The 21,950-nt window shown below is 65.0% G+C and carries 23 protein-coding genes; 6 read left to right on the forward strand and 17 right to left on the reverse strand.

Annotation, left to right across the window (positions count from 1 at the left end):
• Positions 1 to 107 precede the first annotated feature (107 nt).
• Positions 108 to 995 (reverse strand): DUF2268 domain-containing putative Zn-dependent protease, encoded by an 888-nt coding sequence (locus EV641_RS18210; RefSeq protein ID WP_132473531.1) that lies wholly within the window; start codon positions 993 to 995, stop codon positions 108 to 110.
• A 136-nt stretch (positions 996 to 1,131) separates the two neighbouring features.
• Between EV641_RS18210 and EV641_RS18215 the strand changes: the two genes are divergently transcribed.
• Entirely contained in the window at positions 1,132 to 2,739 is a 1,608-nt protein-coding gene (locus tag EV641_RS18215) for an AMP-binding protein (RefSeq protein ID WP_132473533.1), read from the forward strand.
• Between the two features lie 89 nt (positions 2,740 to 2,828).
• Here the strand turns inward: EV641_RS18215 and EV641_RS18220 are convergent, their stop codons facing one another.
• From EV641_RS18220 to EV641_RS18280, 13 genes are all read right to left on the reverse strand, one after another.
• Positions 2,829 to 3,215 carry a hypothetical protein gene (locus EV641_RS18220; protein ID WP_054716369.1) on the reverse strand — a complete coding sequence of 129 codons (387 nt, stop codon included), beginning with the start codon at positions 3,213 to 3,215 and terminating at the stop codon, positions 2,829 to 2,831.
• A 98-nt stretch (positions 3,216 to 3,313) separates the two neighbouring features.
• The gene (locus tag EV641_RS18225) at positions 3,314 to 3,739 is read right to left on the reverse strand and encodes a hypothetical protein (protein WP_054716372.1); all 426 of its coding nucleotides are present in this window, start codon (positions 3,737 to 3,739) and stop codon (positions 3,314 to 3,316) included.
• Positions 3,727 to 4,497 carry a twin-arginine translocase subunit TatC gene (gene tatC, locus EV641_RS18230; RefSeq protein WP_054716375.1) on the reverse strand — a complete coding sequence of 257 codons (771 nt, stop codon included), beginning with the start codon at positions 4,495 to 4,497 and terminating at the stop codon, positions 3,727 to 3,729. Before tatC ends, EV641_RS18225 begins: the two co-directional genes overlap by 13 nt.
• Entirely contained in the window at positions 4,494 to 4,694 is a 201-nt protein-coding gene (gene tatA / locus EV641_RS18235; protein WP_132473535.1) for a twin-arginine translocase TatA/TatE family subunit, read from the reverse strand. Before tatA ends, tatC begins: the two co-directional genes overlap by 4 nt.
• Before the next feature lie 44 nt (positions 4,695 to 4,738).
• A complete protein-coding gene (locus EV641_RS18240; protein WP_132473537.1) occupies positions 4,739 to 5,704 on the reverse strand; it encodes an intradiol ring-cleavage dioxygenase in 966 nt (321 codons plus the stop codon).
• Between the two features lie 140 nt (positions 5,705 to 5,844).
• Positions 5,845 to 6,285, reverse strand: coding sequence for a RidA family protein (locus tag EV641_RS18245; RefSeq protein ID WP_132473539.1), 441 nt, complete (start codon positions 6,283 to 6,285; stop codon positions 5,845 to 5,847).
• Positions 6,275 to 7,864, reverse strand: coding sequence for a gamma-glutamyltransferase (locus EV641_RS18250; RefSeq protein ID WP_132473541.1), 1,590 nt, complete (start codon positions 7,862 to 7,864; stop codon positions 6,275 to 6,277). Before EV641_RS18250 ends, EV641_RS18245 begins: the two co-directional genes overlap by 11 nt.
• The gene (locus tag EV641_RS18255) at positions 7,861 to 8,217 is read right to left on the reverse strand and encodes a non-heme iron oxygenase ferredoxin subunit (RefSeq protein WP_132473543.1); all 357 of its coding nucleotides are present in this window, start codon (positions 8,215 to 8,217) and stop codon (positions 7,861 to 7,863) included. The genes EV641_RS18250 and EV641_RS18255 overlap by 4 nt, the downstream gene beginning before the upstream one ends.
• Positions 8,218 to 8,245: 28 nt before the next feature.
• A complete protein-coding gene (locus tag EV641_RS18260; protein WP_132473545.1) occupies positions 8,246 to 9,682 on the reverse strand; it encodes an aldehyde dehydrogenase family protein in 1,437 nt (478 codons plus the stop codon).
• Complete coding sequence (locus EV641_RS18265; RefSeq protein ID WP_132473547.1) at positions 9,679 to 10,905, reverse strand: FAD-dependent oxidoreductase; 1,227 nt, start codon at positions 10,903 to 10,905, stop codon at positions 9,679 to 9,681. Before EV641_RS18265 ends, EV641_RS18260 begins: the two co-directional genes overlap by 4 nt.
• Positions 10,902 to 11,249 carry a Rieske 2Fe-2S domain-containing protein gene (locus EV641_RS18270; RefSeq protein ID WP_132473549.1) on the reverse strand — a complete coding sequence of 116 codons (348 nt, stop codon included), beginning with the start codon at positions 11,247 to 11,249 and terminating at the stop codon, positions 10,902 to 10,904. The genes EV641_RS18265 and EV641_RS18270 overlap by 4 nt, the downstream gene beginning before the upstream one ends.
• A gap of 68 nt (positions 11,250 to 11,317) precedes the next feature.
• Positions 11,318 to 12,037, reverse strand: coding sequence for an iron-containing redox enzyme family protein (locus EV641_RS18275; RefSeq protein ID WP_054720235.1), 720 nt, complete (start codon positions 12,035 to 12,037; stop codon positions 11,318 to 11,320).
• Between the two features lie 184 nt (positions 12,038 to 12,221).
• Complete coding sequence (locus EV641_RS18280) at positions 12,222 to 12,671, reverse strand: heme-binding protein (RefSeq protein ID WP_054720234.1); 450 nt, start codon at positions 12,669 to 12,671, stop codon at positions 12,222 to 12,224.
• Between the two features lie 205 nt (positions 12,672 to 12,876).
• Here EV641_RS18280 and EV641_RS18285 point away from each other — a divergent pair, with 205 nt between their 5' ends.
• Positions 12,877 to 14,532: a helix-turn-helix domain-containing protein gene (locus EV641_RS18285; protein WP_132473551.1), complete on the forward strand. Its 1,656-nt coding sequence runs from the start codon at positions 12,877 to 12,879 to the stop codon at positions 14,530 to 14,532.
• On the opposite strand, the gene EV641_RS18290 is transcribed toward EV641_RS18285, so the two are convergent.
• Positions 14,519 to 15,940, reverse strand: a complete 1,422-nt coding sequence (locus EV641_RS18290; protein ID WP_199233298.1) for an MFS transporter — start codon at positions 15,938 to 15,940, stop codon at positions 14,519 to 14,521. The genes EV641_RS18285 and EV641_RS18290 overlap by 14 nt on opposite strands.
• 354 nt (positions 15,941 to 16,294) lie before the next feature.
• Between EV641_RS18290 and EV641_RS18295 the strand changes: the two genes are divergently transcribed.
• On the forward strand, positions 16,295 to 17,875 hold the full coding sequence (locus tag EV641_RS18295; protein ID WP_132473555.1) for a hypothetical protein: 1,581 nt from the start codon (positions 16,295 to 16,297) through the stop codon (positions 17,873 to 17,875).
• Positions 17,876 to 17,984: 109 nt separating this feature from the next.
• Here the strand turns inward: EV641_RS18295 and EV641_RS18300 are convergent, their stop codons facing one another.
• Both EV641_RS18300 and EV641_RS18305 read right to left on the reverse strand, forming a co-directional pair.
• Positions 17,985 to 18,488, reverse strand: a complete 504-nt coding sequence (locus tag EV641_RS18300; RefSeq protein ID WP_199233299.1) for a hypothetical protein — start codon at positions 18,486 to 18,488, stop codon at positions 17,985 to 17,987.
• Positions 18,489 to 18,561: 73 nt separating this feature from the next.
• The gene (locus EV641_RS18305; protein WP_054718257.1) at positions 18,562 to 19,464 is read right to left on the reverse strand and encodes a LysR substrate-binding domain-containing protein; all 903 of its coding nucleotides are present in this window, start codon (positions 19,462 to 19,464) and stop codon (positions 18,562 to 18,564) included.
• Positions 19,465 to 19,548: 84 nt separating this feature from the next.
• On the opposite strand from EV641_RS18305, the gene EV641_RS18310 reads away from it, so the two are divergent.
• From EV641_RS18310 to EV641_RS18320, 3 genes are all read left to right on the forward strand, one after another.
• On the forward strand, positions 19,549 to 20,538 hold the full coding sequence (locus EV641_RS18310) for a bile acid:sodium symporter family protein (RefSeq protein ID WP_054718259.1): 990 nt from the start codon (positions 19,549 to 19,551) through the stop codon (positions 20,536 to 20,538).
• A gap of 187 nt (positions 20,539 to 20,725) precedes the next feature.
• The gene (locus tag EV641_RS18315) at positions 20,726 to 21,526 is read left to right on the forward strand and encodes a DUF2470 domain-containing protein (RefSeq protein WP_132473557.1); all 801 of its coding nucleotides are present in this window, start codon (positions 20,726 to 20,728) and stop codon (positions 21,524 to 21,526) included.
• A 5-nt stretch (positions 21,527 to 21,531) separates the two neighbouring features.
• Positions 21,532 to 21,933 carry a TIGR03668 family PPOX class F420-dependent oxidoreductase gene (locus tag EV641_RS18320; RefSeq protein ID WP_054717971.1) on the forward strand — a complete coding sequence of 134 codons (402 nt, stop codon included), beginning with the start codon at positions 21,532 to 21,534 and terminating at the stop codon, positions 21,931 to 21,933.
• Positions 21,934 to 21,950: the final 17 nt, after the last annotated feature.

Raw genomic sequence — 21,950 nt, forward strand, 5'->3', positions numbered from 1 at the left:
CGATTTTCACAGGTGGCCGAAATGGCGGTTGGTGCATCGATATTTCGTGCACCAACCGTCGTTTGGAACCCTTATGCCGCGTCAATTCGCAGCGACCCGGGGCGTCGTCACCGACGCGAGCCGAGTGCAACGTTGATGATCTCCGCACTGGGCGCGTGCAATGCGTCGGCCGCGCTCTTGCCTGTTTCGGCGAGATAGCGGTCGACGAGGCGGTTGCCCACCGCATAACCGGCTCCCATGGGAACACCGACCGGTTCGGCGCCGAACCGGGCCGCGGCATCATCCCCGATGACCCACGCGGCGAAGTTCTCCATACCCGAGACGTTCAGTCCCGACACGATCTTCTCGAACACTGCGTCGTCGTCGAGGTGGGGAACGCCGAACGGTGTGTATCCGAGTGCGTCGCCGTACAGCTGACGGGCGAATGCGTCGGCGAGTCCTTCTGAGACGATATGTTCGCCGACGACGACGGACGCGGGATCCCACACGACCCCACCGGGGGCGTACCGGAGGTTGTGGTTGAGTTCGTGCACGGCAGCAGCCTCCAGTCGGGCCAGGTTCTCGTCGGTCGGCCAAAGTGTGAGCGAGATGTAGCCCGTGGCGCTGCCGTTTCCGCTGAGCCCCCGTGCCGAGTTCATGAAGTAGTCGTCGTCGGGGTCGCCGAGGACGAGCAGGAACGTGATATCCGGAACCTGCGAATTGGGGGTAGCGAGCGATTGCACGGCGACGGCATCGACGAGTGCCCGCTCGATCCGGTTCCAGGCGTCCGCGGCCTCCAGGCGTCCGAGGGCTTCACGTGTTTCGTCCACGCGGCGATCGATCGGGAAGCCCATGCTCATGGTGTGCATGGCGAAGAGGTCGACGTCGCCGGGATAGTAGCGGAACATTCCTTCCATCGGTCGAAGCAGTGCGCGTACGAGTTCGGGGCGCTCGGCTTCGTCGGCGGTCAGTACGGCGTTCATTTCTTCGGCGGTGTCGAGCACTGTGATCGTCATGTCGGTGACGGTAGATCCTCACGTTGCGTGAGGTTCAAGTTCGGCGACGGAGTGACGAATCCTCGCAAACCCTTCCCCTGAGGTGAAACGTGTTCTAGATTTTGAGGGAGGGTTCGTCGGAGTGGAGGTATGCACAGTGGAGTTCAACCTTGCTGATGTCGTCGAGACGACCGCGTCCGCGGTACCGGACCGCATCGCACTCACCTACGAAGATCTGAATCTCACGTATGCAGAGCTGGACGCGGAAGCGAACCGCTCCGGACAGCTCTTCGCCCAGGCGGGGATCTCCAAGGACGATCACGTCGCAGTGTTTCTCAAGAACTGCGTCGAACATGTCACCAGCATCCTCGGCCTCATCAAGGTCCGCGCCGTGCCGATCAATGTCAACTACCGCTACACGCCCACCGAACTCGAATACATCTTCATCAACTCCGATTCGGTGGCGGTGGTCGTCGAACTTCCCGAGCATCAGCAGGTCCTCGCGTCGTTGCTCGACGGCTGCCCGCTGATCCGCACGGTCTTCGTCGTCGGCGACACGACCGACGAGTTGAGGCGGGCAGCCGAACAGCGATCCGTCGCCGTGATCTCCTTCGCCGACGCACACGATCTTCCGGCGACCGCAGAGTTCCCGGAACGCTCGGGTGACGACCTGTACCTGCTCTACACGGGCGGAACCACCGGATACCCGAAGGGTGTGATGTGGCGGCACGACGACTTCTTTCGCAAGCCGCTCTCCGGAGGCAACCCCTACGGTGATGAGCCGCGGAAGGATCTAACCGAAGTGGCCGCGGGAGCGAAGGAATTCCCCGGTCTCTCGTTCCTCATCGCGGCACCCCTCATGCACGGTGCGGCCCTGTACTCACTGTTCACGTTCTTCACGCTCGGAGCCCGGGTCGTCCTGAGGCGCGACTTCGACCCGAAGACGGTCGTCGAGGCCGTCGAGCAGGACAAGGTGCAGGTGATCCTCATCGTCGGCGACGGCATGGGATTGCCCCTGGTCGACGAGATGGAACGACGGAAGGACGACGCCGACCTCAGCTCGCTGTTCTCCATCACCTCGGGCGGCGCCATCTGGTCGACGAGTGTGCGCGACCGCATGCTCGCCGTGAAGCCGGACCTGTTGCTACGCGACAACTTCGGTGCCTCCGAAACCGGCAACGACGGCGCGTTCAACGTCGACGAGGACGGAAACCTGCGAATGCCGCCGAGCCCCAACATGATCCTCGTCGACGAACGTCTCGAGCCCGTTCCGCCGGGTTCCGACGACGTCGGCTACATCGCCCGTATCGGAAATGTTCCGCTCGGTTACTACAAGGACGAAGAGAAGACCGCCCGGACCTTCCCGACTCGCGCCGACGGCACCCGCCTGTCGATCCTCGGCGATATGGGTCGGGTGGAGGCAGACGGCACCATCGTCTTCCTCGGTCGCGGCTCGCAGTGCATCAACACCGGTGGCGAGAAAGTCTTTGCCGAAGAGGTCGAGTCGGCGCTCCATGCACACCCGTCGGTCTCCGACGCTCTCGTTGTGCCGGTTCCGCACGAACGGATGGGTCAGGCCGTCGCGGCTGTCATCGCCATCTACCCGGACGCCGGCGAGCTGACTCTCGAAGAGGTTCAGGATCATTGCCGTAAATCATTGGCAGGATACAAGATCCCGCGCTCGATCGTTGTGGTCGACGAGGTGAAGCGAACCCCCGCCGGCAAGGCCGACTACCGGTGGGCCGCCGCTCAGGCTGCGCAGTAGGCGACAAATACAAACTCTACGCACAGATACGCCCCTCTTCGCGAGGGGCGTATCTGCCCGTGGTGTAACCGGATTCTGATTCGCCGCGGTCAGAACTGAGCGCGGCGGGCACGACGCTCCGCTTCTGCGAGGGCACGTCGGACAACGCCTGACAGTGCGACGAATGATTCCAGCTGGCTGGATTCCACGGCCTTGACGTCGTCGAGTCTGGCTTCGATCGACTCGCTCTCGCTGCGGAGCTCAGTGGCGAGAGCGCACTGCTCGCTCAATGACTTCAGGTCGGCCACAGACCAACTCGCGTCGATGAGCCGGTAGTCGCTGCGTTCCTTCAACCGAACCCCTCGGGATGCGAGGAAGCGTCGAAGCGCTTCGTTGACCTCGATGGAGCGATCGGTGACCTCGATCCACCTCTGCATTGCGTCGAGCTGTGAGCGCTCGCTACGACGCCTGCCCAATCCGAACAGTGAACGCTTCATTCGCGATATCCCCCTTTTACTGGGAATCATCGTAACGGTAACGCCGCGATCGTGTACGTGATTCGGCCGAGGTATTCGGATCCGCGGGTCGAATTGCTTCAGCCGGTAGCTCGGTCGAGTTCGGAACCGGACTGGACGGGTGCAGCCGCGATGCGGCGGGGATCGCCGTCGGGGAGCGATTCGATCAGGATACGTCGCGGGTGTGCCGCAGAGCCCGTCGTCAGATACTTCTGGCCAGGACGCACACGTCGGGCCTCGTCGGCTGTCTCGTCCGTGACCGGAGGAGCAGTGGGTTCGTTGAGTGCGTCGCGCACGACCCGTCGTGGGTCGTACTGCTTCAGGTCCAATGAAGTCGCGACCCCCATTTCACGTTCGGCTGCACCGCGCGTCGATTCGACGAAGTCGCGCAGTGCCCGAACAGTGCGGGCGAGCTGATGGGCGTACACGGGCAGCCGTTGCGGACCGAGCACGACCCCCGCGATGATGGCGACGAGGAAGAGTTTCTCGAAGGTCAGGCCGAACATGTTGTGGATTCCTCATTTCGGGACGCTCGCCTGTCGTGCAGCGTCGTGATGACGAGTGCGGCGCCGAACAATACCGACATCGGCAACGCGACCAAGAACATGGACAGGACGTCGGCGGCCGGTGTTACCAGTGCACTGAACAGCGTGATGACGACGATGATTACGCGCCAGCTGCTACGGAGCCTGGCTGCGGAGACGATCCCGATGTAGTTCAACATCACCAGGAACACCGGCAGAACAAAGGCAATCCCGGTCGCCAGAACAACTTTCATCACGAAGTCCACGTAGTACGACGCGTTGAGGATCGTGCTGTCCTGGTCGGACGAGAATGCGGTGAGCACGCTCACCATCCGGGGGAAGATCAGGAATCCGAACGCGCAACCGGCAGCGAAGAGCGGGGCGGCCGCCGCGGAGAACCCGAGGACGTACTTCTTCTCCCGGCGTGTCAGGCCGGGGGTGACGTAGGCGAAGAGCTCTCGCAGCCAGATCGGACTGGACAGGATCACGCCCGAGAACAGCGCGATCTTCAGCTGGAGGTCGAACGCACCGGTCACGGTATCGTAGTTGAGGCTGGCCTCCCGGGAGAGCGCCAGCTGCTCGACAGGTTCGCGCAGGACGTCGAGGATCTGATCCGAGAGAGCGAACCCGACGATCACGCCGATGAGCAGCGACACCGCCGCGCGAACACCGCGACGTCGTGCCTCGCCCAGGTGTCCGGCGATCGGCATCGTGCCTCGCGTGGCGGTGATCGCGGTCATGACGCGCGGCGGTACGGAACCTGAGTGAGGTCCGCGGTCTGCGCGTCGGTGGTCGGCTCGTCACTCACCTCGTCCTTGAGGATGCGCATCGACTGGCCGACGCTCTTGGCGAGCGCCGGAAGCTTGGTCGAGCCGAAGACGAGGAGGACGATCGCGAGGATGATGAGGGCATGCCAGCCCGTGAGGTTGTTCAACATGGTGTTGTCCTTGTGTGTTGGGTGAGTGCGTGTCGGGTGAGTGATCAGTTGGGGGCGTCCGAGCCCATGCCCGGCATGCCTCCACGGGGAGGTTCGCCGCCCATCGGTGCACCCGCCGGGGGGACGCCGCCACTGCTGAGGGTGGGTTCGGTCGTCGTATCGACCGCGACGGCCAGCGACCCGACGTATCCGGAGTCGGTGTTCCCGGAGAACGTCCCCATCTGCAGGTCGTATCCGTCGCCGAAGACGTTGTCGTTGTCGAGGCTTCCGATCTGGGCAAGATTCTCGGCCGACCCCGAGTAGGTATCCAGCAGGTAGACCTCGTCGAGCATGTCCTGGGGAAACGCGATCTGTGACGTCGCGATCGCATTCTCGACGTTGGTCGCGGAGTCGACGTCGGGGTAGACCTCGAAGTGAATGTGGGTCCAGCGACCCGTGTAGCAGCCGGGCACGATCGTCTCGAAGGTTGCCTTACCGTCGGCGTCGGCCACCTGGATCCCGCGCAGGTAGGTCTCGTCCTCGACACCTTCGGTGTACATCGAGTACCGGCCCTGCGCGTCGCACTGCCAGGCGTACACGGCGACCCCTTCGAACGGGGTGTTGTCATTCGCCATGTCGGTGACAGTGAAGGTGAGGGAAAGGGGAACACCGTCGGCGGTGGTGCCGCCGTCGAGGCTCGACGTGATCTCACTGCGGACGATCCCGGATTCCTCGAGCACGTTGACCCCGTTCGTGCCATCGGCCGGATAGGGGCCGTTGGTTTCCTCGGGGATTTCGCCGGCGGGTGTGCTCACCGTGGCGGCAGTGCTGTCGTTGCTCGGGGAACACGCGGCCAGTGCCAGCGCCCCGGCCCCGGCACCGACGATGCTCAGCACTCGCCGGCGGGTGACCAGGGTGGCGATGTCGAAGCCTGCACCCTGATCGACGACATCCTCGGTGGGGCGGTCGAGCAGGCGGCCTTGGTATGCGGGTCCGTCCGGTGTATCGGTGGGTTCGGGAGCGGGGCTCATTTTGTCTCCTCCGTTGGTCGCTCAGTGGTTCAGTGATAACCACAGTCCCAGCCGACGCAGGGGGAACCCTGTGTCGTCGCTGGGTGTTTGCTGTGAGCGATGCGGAGCGGAGGAGTGGGTGGCGCGGGTGGCTTTCGAGATCAGGAGTTCAGGTCGGTCACCAGTACCGCGGTCAACGCAACTTCCACCGGCGCCCCGCCTGGGAGGGTGTACACCCCGATCGCACTGCGCGCGGGTAGGTGGTCCGGGCCGAGCTCTGTGGCAATCATCTCCGACGCTCCATCCGCCACCGCCGACAACGCCGTGAAATCAGCGGTCGCTGCCACGTACACGACCATCTCGGCCGGGCGAAAGCGGTGACCGGCAGGAACCACCGACCGCACCGCGGCCAGTGCATTGCGTGCGCCCAGGGACGCGGCCGCATGGGCCTGGGCGACAGTCACCTCAGCGCCGACCCTGCCGGTGACGGTGAGTACGCCGTCGACACGGGGCGTCATCCCCGCTGTGCGGACGGTGTCGCCGGCGAGTACCGCAGCGACGTAACGACCTTGCGGTACAGGGGCTTCGATATCACTCGACACCGAGCACCACCCCTTCCTGTCGAGGATCGCTCCCCCCACTCATCACACCCTGCGTCATCGAGACGACTTGTGCGCTGCCCTCGGCACCGTAGGCGTCGAGCACGTTGACCTGGTGACCCATATCCGACAGCGATCGAAGGACCTCACGGCCGACTCGTCCTTCGATACGCAGCTCGGGGGCGTGGCCGAGGGCGTTCGCATCGGACCCGGGGTACACCGTGAACCGAGGCGCCTCCACCGTCTCCTGCGGATCGAGTCCGTGGTCCAGCAGATGGGACAGGAGTTGCATGTTCCACTGCACCTGGCCGTCACCACCGGGGGTGTTGCCGACATGCATGAGTTCGCCGTCGCTGCCGGTGACGATCCAGGCGTTGAGTGTGTGCAAGGGTTTGCGTCGCGGCGACACCTCGTTGGGATGGCCGTCGATCAGGTATGCCCCACGACCGAGTCGGTTGTTGAGAGCCACACCGGTTCCGGGCACTGTGAACTTCGCGCCGAAGGTGAATGCGAGGGAATGGATGAAGGAGACGGCTCGGCCCTCGGCGTCGACGGCGACGAACGACGTCGTATCTCCACCCGACACGGCAAATGCGCCTGCGGCTTCCCAGGAGGCGAGCCGAGCCCGTCCGTCGGCGATGTTCGTCGCGGAAAGCGCTTGTTCGACGCCGTCATTGTCCGAACCACACCACCGCAATCGGTCCTCGAACGAGAGCGCTGCGGCACGCGCCATACGGTCGATGGCCGGAGCGCTCAGCCAAGGCATCGTGCCGAGCTCTCCGTCGCACAACGCGGCCTGCTGCAACACCATCCACCCCGGTGTCGGCAGCGGGGTCTGGTGCACTGTCGTTCCCGCGTACGTCCCGGTCAGTGCGGATTCGACGGGAACCGAAGCACCCGCGACCCATTCGTCGCCTGTGAACGGCGCACCGGAATACTGCAACGCCGCGACACAGTGCTCGGCAATTGCCCCGGTATAGAACGAAGATGGATCCGACGCGAGGGCACGGATGGTACGCGCCAGGTCGACCTGCGGAAGCCGATCACCCACGCGCGGAACGGCCCCCGTCGGCGTGTATACCGAGGCGAGACCGACATCGGAGCGGATGGCGTGGAGTGCAGCCTGCACGTCGGCGCGGGTTTTCGCCGAACACGGTAGCCCGCGTTCGGCGATGCGCGCGGCGGGCTCCCACAACTCGAGCAACGACATGCTCGCCCCGTACGCATGCAGAGCGGCGAGTGCAGCGGGCGCGCCCGGCACGGCGACGGCGAGAGCGCCGTCCAGCGGGATCGCAGAGAGTCCCCGGTCCCGGTAGAAGTCCGGAATACCACCGTCCGGTCCGTAACCGCTGCCGTTGACAGTCCGGACGGAACCGTCCGGGTCGCGCACCACGGCGAATGCGTCGCCGCCGATCCCGCATTGTCCGGGCAGTGTCAGCCAGGTGACCGCCGCCATCGCGAGGGCCGCGTCGACCGCGTTACCACCGTGCGCCAGTACTCGCGCTCCTGCCTGGCTCGCGAGTGGGTGACTCGACGCCACCATGCCGCCGGTCGCAAGAGTGGCGGGGCGCCGCGCGCTCATGCCGACCTCATCCTGCGCCGGCGTGGACCTTCCGGAGGCTCGCTGGGATCGATGCCGACGAAGATCTCACCGTCCCGTTCCTCACACGGGTAGGTCTTGATCGGCTCGGTCGCGGGCGGGCAGATCGGCTCGCCGGTCTCGAGGTCGAAAGCACTTCCATGGCAGGAGCATCCGATCCCGTCCTGCACAAGCTTGCCGGACGACAGCAGACAGTCTAGATGGGAACAGTAGTTGGACGTCGCATACGCTTTGCCGTCCAGCCGTGAGATCGCGAATTCGTAGTCGTCGGCGTAGAACCGGCGAACGATGCCTTCGGTCACCTGCCCGGAACGGGCCACTCGCTTGAACTCCATGGTCTTCCTCCAGGTAGGTGTGAAGCAGTCAGGCCTGCGGCGACAGGTACACGGTCTTCTCGGATTGGTAGAACTGCATCAGGGTCGGTCCGGCCTGTTCCTTGAACGTCTGGGTGCTCGACTGCTTGTAGCCGCCGAACGGCGCGTTCATGGCCATCCCGGTGGTGGGCTGGTTGACCTTGACGAGACCGGTACGGGAACCTGCGATGAACCGATGAGCATCCGGCAGATTCTTCGTCACGATCGAGGCGCAGAGCCCGAACGCGGTGTCGTTCGCGAGGACGAGAGCTTCGTCGAACGACGTGGCGCGTTGGAATGCGAGGACGGGGCCGAAGATCTCGTCCGTCAGCAGTCGCATACCGGGGGTGGTGTCGGCGAAGACGGTGGGCCGCACGAACAGTCCGCCGATGCGCTCCCCACCGCACACGAGTCGTGCACCGCCGTCGATACCGATTGCGACGTACTCGAGATACTTGTCGAGTTGAGCCTCGGAGGCGAGTGGGCCCATGGATACGCCCCGGTCAGAGCCCGTCCCGACCGTGAGTGCTTCGGTCCGCGTGACCACCTTGTCGAGCAGTGCGTCGTGGATCTCGTCGACCGCGATGACGCGGCTGGTGCCGGTGCAGGCTTGTCCCGACAAGCCGAACGCGCCCTTGACGATGAGCGCCGCGGCGGCGTCGATGTCGGCATCGGCGAGTACGACGACAGGATTCTTTCCGCCCATCTCCAACTGCACGCGGCGTTCGGGGCCGATGCCGCGGTGGATTGCCCTGCCGACCTCGGTGGAGCCGGTGAATGTCACTGCCGCTACACGTTCGTCGCCGACCATGGCGGCACCGGCCTTGCCGTCGCCCTGGACGAGCGCAATCGCACCTGGAGGCAATCCTCCGGCGAGCAATGCTTCGACAAGACGTTGGCCCATGAGCGGGGTGATTTCGGACGGCTTGAACAGCACCGTATTTCCGGCAGCAAGTGCGGGCCCGAGCTTGCGGGACGGAATGTTCAGCGGGAAGTTCCACGGAGTGATCGCACCGACTATCCCGATGGGCTCGCGCACCGTGTACACCGTGGTGGGACCACCGCCGGGGTAGACCGTGCCCGTCGCACGGTGGGCCTCGCCGGCGTAGAACCGGAGGTTCATCGGCGTGCGGCTCACCTCCATCGATGCTTCGGCGCGGGTCTTGCCCTCTTCGCGGATCAGCTCCTCGACGAGTGTGTCCGCGTGGGCTGCGAGGTGATCGGCGGCGGCCTCGAGGATGGCGGCGCGCCGCTCCGGTGGTGTGGCCGCCCACTCGGGGGCTGCCTTGTCGAGCGCATCGACGGCGTTCTGCACGTCGACTGTATCCGAATCGGGGAATGTTCCGATCAGGTCGGAATCGTCTGCGGGGTTGCGTCGTTCGAATACCTTTCCGGAGTTGGCCGGTACCCAGTTGCTGTCGATGAAATTCGATCCGGTGATCGTCATGCCTGCTCCAACTCCTCGTACATTTCCCACAGATCGGCGTCCTCGTCGCCGAGTAGTGCAGCGTCGACACGCTTCCCGACCAGTTCGCGTGCGGCCATGATGTCTTCGCCTCGATCCATCGCGAATGCGGCGGTGAGTGTCTCGCCCGCAAGATAGAAGACGGAGAACTCGCCGGTGTCGATGTCGCCGCGCACAACGAAGTCTGTTGCACCGGATGCTGTACCCGCGAATTGGATGTTCGTGTCGTATTGATCGGACCAGAACCAGTGCGGGTCGTCGGAGAGGGTGTCGCGTCCGACGAGCGCGTTCGCCACCACACCCGCCTGCCGGTTGGCATTGTCGAAATGCTCGACGCGGATGTGCCTGCCCACGCGCGGTGAATATCGACTGGCGACGTCGCCCGCGGCATACACGTGTGGCACCGAGGTACGACCGACTGCGTCGACCACGATCCCGCCGTCGACGGCCAATCCACTTGTCGCGGCGACCTCGACGTTCGGGATGATGCCGATCCCGACCACTGCTGCATCCGCTTCCACGACGTCCCCTGTCGTCGTCGTGATTCGGACTCCGCGGTCGGAGGTGTCGACCGCGGAGACGCCCGTGCCGGTGCGTAGATCGACGCCGCCGCGGCGATGCAGATCCGCGCAGTAGCCGCCGACCTGCCGGCCGAGGACGTTGCCGAGCAGGTGCTCGGACTGCTCGATCACCGTGACGTTCACCCCGAGGGAACGGGCGGTCGCGGCAATCTCGAGCCCGATGAATCCGCCGCCGACGATGGCGAGTGAAGAGTTGGGGGTGAGCCGCGCGGCGAGCGCCTGCGCGTCGTCGAGGGTGCGCAGGTAGTGAACCAGGTCGGTGCGAGTGCCCGTTGCAGGGACAGCGCGTGGGCGGCCGCCGGTCGCGAGGACGACGGCATCGGCGGCGATGCTTCCGCCATCGAATTCGACGGTGCCTGTGGCGGTGTCGACTCGTCGGACCGCGACACCCGTACGGATGTCGATGTCGTTGGTCTCGAGCCATTTCGGAGTCAGAAGCGCCAGGGAGTCCACCCCTTCACGTCCTGCGAGGAACTCCTTCGAGAGCGGCGGGCGCTGGTACGGTGCGTGCAGTTCGTCGCCGAGCAGGATGATCCTGCCGTCGAACCCGCGGCGGCGGAGGGTACGGGCGGCGACTGCGGCGACCTGGCCGGCGCCGACCGTGACAACGGTGCGGATTGTCATGAAGCACACTCTCTTCCGGACACCTCGCGCGGTGTGGGATCGATGTGGACGGTGTCGCCGTCGACGTGGACGGCGTACGTCGGCTGGCAGAGGTCCTGGTCGTCCTCGTACCCGGTGTCGAGGTCGAAACGCCATTGATGGCCCGGGCAGATGACACGGCCGTGCAGTAGCGTGCCCTTGGCGAGGGAACGGTCCTGGTGGACGCACAGGTCGGCGAAGGCGTAGATGCGGTCGTTGGCGTGGAACAGCGCGATCGCCACGCCGTCTACTTCCACGCGTAGCTTGCGGCGCCGAGTCACCTCTTTGACGGTGGCGACAGCGACCCAAGTCTGTGGGGTGGACATGATTACTCCTTCGCTCGTGTGCTGCGGGGCGGGAGCCCGGTCGCGCTCCCGCCCCACGCTCGTCGGGGTCAGGCCGACGCCAACTCCAGGTCGGGAGCGACGTAGCTGTCGTACAGACCCTTGGTATACGAGAAGCGCATCTCCGCACCCCACCGCACGAGCTGCAGGCAACGCTGCTGCAGCGCGGGAGTATCGGCGCAGTCGAGCACGATCTGGTAGCCGCGCTCGCCGTGGACGACGTCGGAGGTGATGTGCAGGTCGAAGAACTCGATCTCGTCCTCGGTGAACCCGTACACCTCGCGAAGCGGGATGATCTGCTTCTTGTAGATGCTCGGCACCTGGGATTCGAGACCGACAACGAGCGCGGCAGTGGCGACCACGAAATGTTCGCGCTGCGAGACCGCGTAGCACCAGGCCTGCAGGCCTCGTGTGACGGCATTCATGTTGTTCGGGTCTTCGATGCGTTCCTTGGTGGTACCGCAGGCCTCGGCGAACTTGATGAGGAGATCGGTGTGCCGGATGTCGGCGAGTTCCTCCTCGTACATGTTCTGGAGGGTGAAGTCCTTGGCGTCGGTGTAGTGGTCGGGGGTGTTGGAGTAGATGTTGGCGAGGTAGTCGGCGAACGGGCCGACGTAGTGGTAGTGGTTTTCGGCCCAGCGGGCGAAGTGGTGCTTTTCGAGCTTGCCTTCGGCCCACGCCTTGCTGAACGATGCGTCCTTGGCCTCGCGGCCCTTGATTGCGTTTTCGAGTGCGGCGCGGAACTCGTCGCGTCCGAGCAGTTCGGTCATGAGATGTACCTTTCACGTTGATCGTGCGGGCGATGCCGGGCTTGGGGTACGTCCGCGACGTTGCGGTCCGAAAAATGCCTGACGGCAGTTTGTTTCGGTGTCATCGACCTTAAGTTCGAGTAGGACCCGCTGCCATGGTCACAATGACCGGAGAATTCGGCCGGTCAGGGTCGATATGCACGAATCATTGAGCGGGTGCCGAGACGAGCGCCTCGAACTCGGCGAGCATTGCGGCGCCGACCGCCTTGTCCTGTTCGCCGTTTCCGCCGCTGATGCCCACGGCACCGACGATCTGGCCGTCGTGGACGAGGGGGAACCCGCCGACGAAGACAGCGAACTTGCCGGGCAGCATGTGACTGATTCCGAAGGCCTCGTTGCCGGGGAGTGCCGGTCCGTTGGGCGGCTCGTTGAACAGGTGGGTGGCGCGCTCGTGGCCGGCGGCGGTGTAGGCCTTGGCGATGGCGATGTCGACGCCGGTCAGTCGTGCACCGGGAATCCGATGCAGTGCAATGACATTTGCGCTCTCATCGCATACACACAGTGTCTGCTTGACGCCGAGTTCCTCGGCCTTGGCGCGCCCGGCGGCGAGCAGGGGGAGTGCGTCGTCGAGGTCGATCCGATGAATTCGATGCATTGGTTCCCACTTTCGAAGTCGGGGGCTGTGGGCTCATTTCTAACAGCGCGGAGACTCGACGGGGATAGCCAAAGTAACTCTGCTTATCGATCTATTATGGACATTGTGCACATTCGTGAGGGGCTTATGGCTCTGGTATCTGATGTAGGGAGTACATGACGTTCCGCTTTCGTGTGGCGTCGCCGTCCGAGGGAAGCAGGTTACTGTGGAACCGAGTCCGCGCCTGACCGTCCGTGGTCTTCTCGACGAACAACTCATGGAAGGTGCTCGGGTCGCGCCCGACAACGCTGATCTCGACAGTGCCCTCACGTGGGTACTGCCACTCGGCGAGGTCATAGGCCGCTACGACGATCTGTCCGGCGTCGCCGTATACACCCGACCGGAGGCGCTCGCGGCCAACGCACCGGCCGTATCGGCGATCGCTGCCCGTGGCGCCGCAGCGCTCATCGTCGACGGCGCAGCGCCGGCGTCCGACGCCACATGGCCCCTGGGCCTACCCGTGATCGAACTCGACCTCCCGGTCGGATTCGCCGCGCTCAACAGGCTTCTCGCCGAACGGTCACTGACACAGGAAGTGCACGTGATGCGCTATTCCGCACTTGTGCACTCCACTCTCGCCGGCCTCCTGCATCGAGGTGCCGGCCTTGCGCTGTTGATCAAGGAGGTGTCGTCGCTCGCGCAACATCCCGCGCTCGTGCTCGACGCCCGCGGCCAGGTCGTAGCCCATCACGCCATAGATCGGGTGGTCGTCGATGAGATTACGGAGCACCTCCAGGGTCCCCTCGCCGCCGCGCCGACGGCGAGCCGGCATCAGCATCACGACACCCGCGTCGTGGAGCAGACCGCGGGAGGGGTGCGCTGGACGTGCACTGCCGGCGCGATCCGCCTCGGCAAGAGGTTCGAAGGGTGGGTGGTGATTCTCGCCCCCGGCCCCGCGCCGGGCCCGCACGATCTCGCTCAGCACGCGGTGGTCACCGAGCAGGCATCTGCGATCATCGGTTCCGAGATGCTGCGCCAGAGCAGCGTGGACGAGGCCGAGGAACGCGCGCGCGGTGATTTCGTCCAGGCGCTCGTCCACGGCAGCTTCTCCAGTCGCCATGATATGCAGGCCCGCGCCGAGTATCACGACATTGACCTCACCTCGACATTCGCCGTGTTCGTCGCGCCCGGGTACAGCGGGAATCCTTCCGCGCCGGGCGGTGAGGGTCCGGGCGGATTGTTGCGACTCGCCCGGTACGCGGCCAGCGTTCTGCCGCACCCCTCCGTCCGGTCGTATGTCACCGTGATCGGCGACGCACTCGTCGTGGTGCGGTCGCTCCGATATCGCGATGCCCCCGACATCGAAGCGGAGATCGACGAATTCGCGGAGGCCGTGTCGGCGGACCTGTCGCGGCGTCGAGGCCGGCCGGTACCTGTCGCACACGGAGTACCCGCCGTCGGCGCCGATCAGATCCGCGAGAGTTACCGACAGGCGCGGGTGGCGCTCGGGATCGGGCAGCGGATGGACATGTCAGGCTCGGTGTCATACCACGACCTGCGCGGATACGGTGTCCTCGAGCTCGTCGCCGACACCGACCGCAGCCGACGTTTCGTCGATGACGTGCTCGGCACCCTAAGGCCGGGAACCGACCTCCACGACACGCTCGTCGCGTATCTCGGCGCCGGCGGCAACGTCAACGCTGCCGCACGCGAACTCAACGTGCACCGCAACACGATGCTCTCGAAGCTCGACCGGATCTCGCGGGCGATGTCGATGGACGTACGGGTGCCGGAGAATCAATTCACTGCCTGGCTCGCCATCCGGCTCGAATTGCTCGATCGACTGCATACCTCGGTGGATCGCGAGATCAACTACCGCTGAGCGTGTCTGCATCGGTGTCGCGTGCCGGCGGCGATGCGGCAGTGTCTTCGGGATCGCGTCCGAGGAACGAAGCTCCGAGCCCGATGCACACGACGGCCACGCATGCGACGAACACGATTCCCACCGACCACGCGGACAGCGCGATCGTCACCCATGCCGCGCCCACCGCGGAGCCTCCGAAGCGGATGAGATTGAAGACGCCGAGCCCGGTGCCCTGTGCACCGGCGGGGGAGCGCGTCGATCCGGCCGCGGCGGGTGTCTGCACTGCGGCGATGCCCGCTCCGGTCACCGCGAGAACACACGCGACGAGCCACAGGTTCGGTTCGTCGTTCGACAGAACGACCGCGAGCGCCCCCTGAGTCACCACCAGGACGGCCAGACCGAACCGCAGAACACGTCGCCCGCCGATCCGGTCGGTCGTCCGGCCCACCAGCGGTGCGAGGGCCGCCATGACGGCAGGGAGTGCGAACAGGACCATGCCCGAAGTCGCGGTGGATTCACCCGTCGCCGTCAATCTGAGTGGAACGGCAAGCAGGGCAGTGCCGAGACAGAACATCTGCGCGAACGCGGCGACCGCGCTCCGAGCGAAACGACTCTCGACGAGCAGGCGCGCATCGATGAACGGCAGGGGAGCGCGCAGGCAGTGCGCGACAAACCATGCCAGTACGGCGGTCGATGCCACGAGTGCCAGTGGAGGAACAGCCGGCGCGACACCGGACTGACCGAACATGCTCAAGCCCAGCACGATTCCCGCGGATCCTACGGTGAGTGTCGTAGCGCCGAGCACATCGAGTCGAATGGGTCGGCCGGGGAACGCCGGTATCCATCGCAGTGTTCCGGCGAATCCGATCAGCGCAATCGGAATCAGAGGGACGAACACCCACCGCCAACCCCAACTGCCGGCCACGAACCCGCCGAGCGACGGTCCGATCGCCTGGCCGATCCCGTTGACGGTTGCCCACGCGCCCACGGCACGCGCGCGGCGTTGTGAGTCGAAGAGCCACGCGATCAGTCCCATCACCGCCGGGGCGAACGCTGCGGCCGAGAGTCCACCGAGTGCGCGCCAGGCGATGAGCACTTCGAGGGCGGGGGCTGTGGCTGCGCCTGCCGCGCACACCGCGGTACCGAGGAGGGCGCCGCAGTACACGCGCCGGCGCCCGAAGCGATCGCCGATGTAACCCGCGATCGGCATCGCTGCCGCGAAGGTGAGGAGGAATGCGACGGCGAGCAGTGTGCCGTCCTCCAGCGACGCGTCGAAATCCGAGAGGATCTGGACAAGCGGAACGTTGATGATGTTGTTGCTCAGTGTTCCGACGAGTGTGCCGGCGAGAAGCGCGGACAGCGCCAGTGGGGTGCCGGTGCCGGACGCGTCCGGAGACGCGGCGGGCACGTGTGTGGAGGTGGTCATCGAGCTCCTGAGCCAGTCGAACTGCACGGCACTGTGCGAGCCGTCGTTCCACTTTGTCACCGCACATCGAGCGCGTGCATCAGTGTCGCGGAGGCAAAGAGCACATTCTCTGGTGGACGGATGTGGGCATTGTGCACAGTGCGCGGTGGGAAACCCTGGCCGCGCGTGTGTCGACACATGTTCGTAGCAATTTGTCACATGCGAGCGGCCCGATGACACGAAATCGCAAAAGTGGAACACACTGCACACGTAACGTCCTGGGCACTGTGCATGGTTCTCGTTGACCAAGCATGGAGGAACGCGGAAAGTTCCACCAACAGCCCTCCGCTCCGCTCTCCTGTTGAAGGACATGCCTTGGACGTACAACTCACCGCCGCCCACTGGGTCTACCTGGTCGGCATACTCGTCATCCTGGCCACCATGGCGCTACGGAAGAACATCGTCGTTCCCGCCGTCATCGCAACGTTCCTGACCGCACTGGTTTTCTCCGGCAGTATCGTCACCGGACTGTCCGCCATCTTCAACGCCAGCCTGGTGGCGGCGAAGGAACTGTTCAACATCTTCCTCATCATCGCGATGGTCACCGCGATGCTCGGCGCACTACGCCAGCTCGGCGCCGATCGGATGATGGTCGCACCGTTCCGCCGCGTCATGCGTGCCGGAACCAGCAGTTTCCTGGTTCTCGCTGCCGTCACCTACGTGATCTCGCTGTTCTTCTGGCCGACTCCCGCTGTCCCGCTGGTCGGCGCGGTGCTCATTCCCGTCGCAATCCGGGCGGGCTTGTCTCCGCTGTCGGTGGGCATGGTCATCGCGATCTGCGGCCAGGGAATGGCGTTGTCGTCGGACTACATCATCAAGGTCGCACCGGGCATCTCCGCGTCCGCGGCGGGGGTCGACCCCGATGCGGTGGCGGACAAAGCACTCGTGTTGTCGCTCATCGTCGGTGGCACCGCCCTTGTGCTCACGTACCTCATGCAGAAGAAGACCTGGCGTACGCCGTCTCCCGAGCTGCTCATCGAATGGGAAGCCGAGGCCGATCGGGGGATCGGCGAATCACGTTCCGGGGGTGATGATTCTTCGGGTGGGGGTGGAGGATCGAAGCCGGTGCCGGCGGGTCCGGCCGGCGGGCCCACCGGTGGCGGTACGTCGGCAACCGCGGCGACCGTTGTACTCGCCCCCGCGGCGAGCCCGTTCCCGGATGAGGTTGCCGAGGCGGAGAAGGAACGTCGCGGCACCGCAAAGGCTTTCGCGATGCTCGTGCCTCTCGCATACCTCGCGTTCATCGTCTATCTGATGCTGGGAAAGTTCACCGAGGTCGTGCCGCCACTGCAGGGTGGCGACGCCGCGGCGATCGTGGGTGGCATTGCGGCACTGGTCTTGTTCGCTGCTGCGGCATCGACCGATGGGGGCGGCTTCCTCGAGACGACTTCGGACCACCTCGTCGACGGCCTGGTGTTCGCGTTCAAGGCCATGGGTGTTGTGCTGCCCATCGCAGGGTTCTTCTTCATCGGCAATGCCGACTTCGCCGGTGCGATTCTCGGTGTTCCCGACAGTGGCGCTGCACCTGCGATCCTGTTCGACCTGGTCACCGCAGTGCAGACACACCTGCCACAGAACGCGTTCATCACATCGTTCGGGATCCTGCTCATCGGCCTCGTCGCAGGTTTGGACGGCTCCGGATTCAGTGGCCTGCCGCTCACGGGTGCGTTGTCGGGTGCGCTCGGTCCCGCGGTCGACGTCGACCCGGCGACGCTCGCCGCGATCGGACAGATGGGCAACATCTGGGCGGGCGGCGGTGTGATCATCGCGTGGTCGTCGCTCGTCGCGGTCGCGGGGTTCGCTCGCGTGCCCGTCCTCGATCTCGCCCGGAAGTGCTTCATCCCGGTGATTTCCGGACTCGTCCTGTCGACGATCTTCGCGGTGCTCGTGTTCTAGGGGCTACCACCGACCTCCGGGGAGGAACGGAAGAAGCAGCACCGTGCTTTCGGCACGGTGCTGCTTCCCTTCTGCTGGTCCGTGAGGAGTCGCCACATTCGACATTCGCTCATCGGACTCGTCCCCACACCGTGCGGGTGGCCGCCAGCGAACCCAGCAGCACGATCACCACGACGGCAGCGCCGCCGTCGGTTACCAGCGACGGCAACACACCCACCGATCCGAACCGTTCCCGCGCCGCGGTGAACATCTCCGGCGGCACCATGAGCAGCCCCGCGGCCTGGGTGGCGTTCACGCCGATGACCACCCAGAACAGCCACATCGATGGCCGACGCCGTAACGCCCATACCCCGACAGCGTTTCCGATGATGTAGGCGACGCCCACAGCCCGGAAGATCGATAGGAACCCATCGACGCCGCCCGGGTCGGCACCGGCCAACACCATCATTCGTTCCAGCGTCTCCGGAGTTACGATCACGAACGCGTGCAGCGCGGTCCCGACGGTGAACACCGCCGAAGCAAGACCGACGAAGATCATCAACGGGCCGGTCGGCCGCCCCGGTACCAGCCCCCTCGACGTGCCACCATGTTCGACATTTGCGGCCACTGTCATGAACCATCCTTCGGTGCAGTCTTTTCCCGCGATCCTAGAATCGCCGACAATTCCTACACATCCGGGAATTCCCTCAGATCAACCCTGAAACACGATTGTCGCCGGCAGTTGCTCGCGGGAACTGGCCGAGCCGATCCACGTTCGCCAAGATCACCGCTCGCAGTTCGCGCTCCGGCTCGCTCAGCACGCTCCGCCTCGAGACCAGGACGAATTCGAGTTCACCGGCGTCGGGCAGGCGGCGACCAGCAGTGCGTACCTGTTCGAGTCCGGACGGCGGAAACCGCTGGGCATGAAGAACCACGCCGAGTCCGGCCATGGATGCGGCGCGTAATCCGTTCAAACTGTCTGCGACGCACGTGATGCGTGCACCGAGCCCGTCGCGTTGAAGTACGTCGAGTGCGATCTCACGGGTCAGGGACGGCGGGGGATAGGTCACCAGCGGCACCGGACCGGTCGGGTCGAGTACGAAGTCCGGGGCGGCGAGAAACGCCAGTTGATCACGGAAGATCAACTCGCCGTGTCGTTCACCGGGCCGGCGCTTTCCGAACATCAGATCGAGTTCGCCGTCGTCGAGTTTCCGATGCAGATCCTCGCTCAAGGCGACGGTGAGTTCGAAATCTATTCGGGGATGACTGCGCCGGAACTCGGCGAGTATCAAAGGCAGGTCGTGCAGAACCAGGTCTTCCGAGGCTCCGAATCGGAGCCGGCCACTGACTCCCGATTCCTCGAAGTACCGCTGTGCGGTCTCGTGCCGGTCGAGGATCTCGCGAGCGAACCCGACCATGACGCTGCCATCTGCCGTCAGCTCGACCGAGTGGGTGTCCCGGAGGAACAGCCGGCGACCGACTGCCTGTTCGAGCTTGGCGACGTGCTGACTGACCGTCGATTGACGGAGGTCGAGTCGCCGAGCGGCGGCGCTGAAATTCCGATCGCGTTCGACAGCGAGGAAAGTTCGCAGGTGGATGGGATCGAACATCCTCGCATTCAATCACGTTTCGTGATGACTGTAACCACGGTGATCGACTTCCGCGGATGCAGGCCGGTGGATTAACGTCGAACCATGCTCACGAAGGTCCCCCTACTGAACCGGCTCGACCCCTTCCTGGTCGGCATCCTCGTCACGGTCGGCGTAGCCGCGCTGCTACCCGCCGACGGCGTGGTCCTGAGTGGATTCAGCTGGGCGTCCAAGATCGCGATCGGACTGCTGTTCTTCCTCTACGGCGCGAAACTGTCGACGAGTGAGGCTGTCGAAGGGCTCAAGCATTGGCGTTTGCACGTGGCCATTCTCGTCACGACGTTCGTCGTCTTCCCCGTTCTGGGTATCGCTGCGAAACTGCTCGTACCGTGGTTCCTCAACGACCCGCTCTATCTCGGCGTGCTGTATCTCTGCGTGCTCCCGTCGACAGTGCAGTCGGCGATCGCTCTCGTGTCGGTCGCGCGCGGAAACATCCCGGGCGCGATCGTGAGTGCCTCCGCGTCGAGCCTGCTCGGGATCGTGCTCACGCCGTTGCTGGTTGCGGCCCTGATGACCTCTCAGGGTGTGACGATGAGCGCGGGGGCGGTGATCGATATCGTGGTCATGCTGCTCGTTCCGTTCGTGGCGGGGCAGGTGGCTCGCCGCTGGATCGGTACGTGGATCAAGGAGCACAGCAGTCCCCTCAAGATCGTCGACCGAGGCTCGATCATGCTCGTCGTGTACGTCGCGTTCAGTCGCGGCATGAACGAGGGAATCTGGTCGAGCATCTCGATCCCTCGATTGCTCGCCCTCGTGGTGACGTGCTGCGTGCTCCTCGCGATCGTTCTTGCCATCACCTGGTACATGGCGCCTCGACTCGGATTCGATGCCGAGGACCGCGCGACGATCCTGTTCTGCGGGTCGACCAAGTCGCTCGCGACCGGCCTGCCGATGGCGACAGTGTTGTTCGCGGGTCAGCCGATCGGACTGATCGTGTTGCCACTCATGCTATTCCACCAGCTTCAGTTGCTCGTCTGCGCTGCGATTGCCGGTCGGCTGGCCAAGCGTGCTCCCGAGGTCCCGGTCGCGGTGTAACGGAGAGTGCCCTACCTTTCTGAGTGAATGTGCCGTTCGTCTTCTTCACGACACTGAATGTGCCGTTCGCTCAGAGTGGGGGCGGGCGGGTGGCGCCGCCATACCGCAACCGACAGGTGCCGCTTTGTCGATGGGGATGGCCTTCATCTCGCGACAGTCCAGAATGCCTACGGGTACCGTCTCGTTCATGACGAACTTGGATCACGGAGGCCCCGGCGACGCTCCCACTGTGCCGCCGCCGTTGACGGAGATCGTGAACGCGACTCGGCCCTCTGCTGCCGAGGAAGCGCGGACGGTCGCGGCGTCGACGAACATGGGTACTCTCGCGACTCTCACCAAGGAGGGCGATCCTTGGGCGTCGTTCGTGACGTATGGGCTGGTCGAAGGCTCGCCGGTGCTGTGCGTGTCGCACATGGCCGAGCACGGCCGCAATCTTGCGCGCGACCCCCGCGCGAGCATCGCGGTCGTGGCTCCGGGCCCGCAGTCCGACCCGCTGGCCAGCACGCGCATCACCCTTGCCGGGTATGTCGAGCGCCCGGAGGGTGAGGAGTTGGCCGCCGCGCGCGAGGCGCATCTGGCGGCTGTCCCCGCAGCACGCATCTACATCGATTTCAGCGATTTCTCGCTCTGGGTCCTTCGGGTTCAGCGCGTGCGCTGGGTCGGCGGGTACGGGCGGATGGATTCGGCCACGGCCGAGGCCTACGCCGAAGCGTTGCCGGATCCGGTCGCCCCGTCGGCCGGTCGCGCAATCGCCCATCTCAACGACGACCACGCCGACTCGCTGTTGGCGATGGCCAAGAAGCTGGGTGGGTTCCCGGACGCCACGGAGGCCACTTGCGTCGGAGCCGACCGGTACGGCCTTGATCTGGACGTCACCACGCCGCGCGGTCGAGCCATGACGCGCGCCGGATACCTGTCGCCGCTCGATTCCGCCGACGAGTTGCGCGCGGCCACAGTTGCTTTGGCTCGCGCAGCGCACTCGTCGTAGCCAATATGGATGTCCGCCGGCTCGTCGCCGAGGCTCGCGTGGCCCGGCTCGCCACAGCTGACGGGTCGGGCGTGCCACACCTGGTACCTATCGTGTTCGCCCTCGACGGCGATGCGATCCACACCTGCGTCGACGACAAGCCGAAGACGACCCGACGGCTGCGACGCTTGGCCGACATCGCCGAGAATCCGCGGGTGAGTGTGCTCATCGATCACTACGACGATGACTGGTCGCAGCTGTGGTGGGTTCGCGTCGGAGGCGTCGCCACCGTTCATGACGCGCACACCGATGCCGGCGCGACCGGACTCGACGCGCTGTCTCGCAAGTACGCGCAATATCGAGCGAAGCGGCCGACAGGGCCCGTGATCACCATCGACCGGCTGAGCTGGCGCTCGTGGTCGGCGTGAGCCACGACGACGGCGAC

This window comes from Rhodococcus sp. SMB37 (genome assembly GCF_004345605.1).
Taxonomy (GTDB): Bacteria; Actinomycetota; Actinomycetes; order Mycobacteriales; family Mycobacteriaceae; genus Rhodococcus.

Coding starts and splice junctions, on each gene's coding strand:
- EV641_RS18315 (WP_132473557.1), top strand. CDS start 20,726: ATGACGAACTTGGATCACGGAGGCCCCGGCGACGCTCCCACTGTGCCG.
- EV641_RS18255 (WP_132473543.1), bottom strand. CDS start 8,217: ATGGAGTTCAAGCGAGTGGCCCGTTCCGGGCAGGTGACCGAAGGCATC.
- EV641_RS18265 (WP_132473547.1), bottom strand. CDS start 10,905: ATGACAATCCGCACCGTTGTCACGGTCGGCGCCGGCCAGGTCGCCGCA.
- tatA (WP_132473535.1), bottom strand. CDS start 4,694: ATGTTGAACAACCTCACGGGCTGGCATGCCCTCATCATCCTCGCGATC.
- EV641_RS18275 (WP_054720235.1), bottom strand. CDS start 12,037: ATGACCGAACTGCTCGGACGCGACGAGTTCCGCGCCGCACTCGAAAAC.
- EV641_RS18260 (WP_132473545.1), bottom strand. CDS start 9,682: ATGACGATCACCGGATCGAATTTCATCGACAGCAACTGGGTACCGGCC.
- EV641_RS18225 (WP_054716372.1), bottom strand. CDS start 3,739: ATGTTCGGCCTGACCTTCGAGAAACTCTTCCTCGTCGCCATCATCGCG.
- EV641_RS18210 (WP_132473531.1), bottom strand. CDS start 995: ATGACGATCACAGTGCTCGACACCGCCGAAGAAATGAACGCCGTACTG.
- EV641_RS18320 (WP_054717971.1), top strand. CDS start 21,532: ATGGATGTCCGCCGGCTCGTCGCCGAGGCTCGCGTGGCCCGGCTCGCC.
- EV641_RS18220 (WP_054716369.1), bottom strand. CDS start 3,215: ATGAAGCGTTCACTGTTCGGATTGGGCAGGCGTCGTAGCGAGCGCTCA.
- EV641_RS18280 (WP_054720234.1), bottom strand. CDS start 12,671: ATGCATCGAATTCATCGGATCGACCTCGACGACGCACTCCCCCTGCTC.
- EV641_RS18300 (WP_199233299.1), bottom strand. CDS start 18,488: ATGACAGTGGCCGCAAATGTCGAACATGGTGGCACGTCGAGGGGGCTG.
- EV641_RS18290 (WP_199233298.1), bottom strand. CDS start 15,940: ATGACCACCTCCACACACGTGCCCGCCGCGTCTCCGGACGCGTCCGGC.
- tatC (WP_054716375.1), bottom strand. CDS start 4,497: ATGACCGCGATCACCGCCACGCGAGGCACGATGCCGATCGCCGGACAC.
- EV641_RS18270 (WP_132473549.1), bottom strand. CDS start 11,249: ATGTCCACCCCACAGACTTGGGTCGCTGTCGCCACCGTCAAAGAGGTG.
- EV641_RS18250 (WP_132473541.1), bottom strand. CDS start 7,864: ATGAGCGCGCGGCGCCCCGCCACTCTTGCGACCGGCGGCATGGTGGCG.
- EV641_RS18310 (WP_054718259.1), top strand. CDS start 19,549: ATGCTCACGAAGGTCCCCCTACTGAACCGGCTCGACCCCTTCCTGGTC.
- EV641_RS18240 (WP_132473537.1), bottom strand. CDS start 5,704: ATGAGCCCCGCTCCCGAACCCACCGATACACCGGACGGACCCGCATAC.
- EV641_RS18305 (WP_054718257.1), bottom strand. CDS start 19,464: ATGTTCGATCCCATCCACCTGCGAACTTTCCTCGCTGTCGAACGCGAT.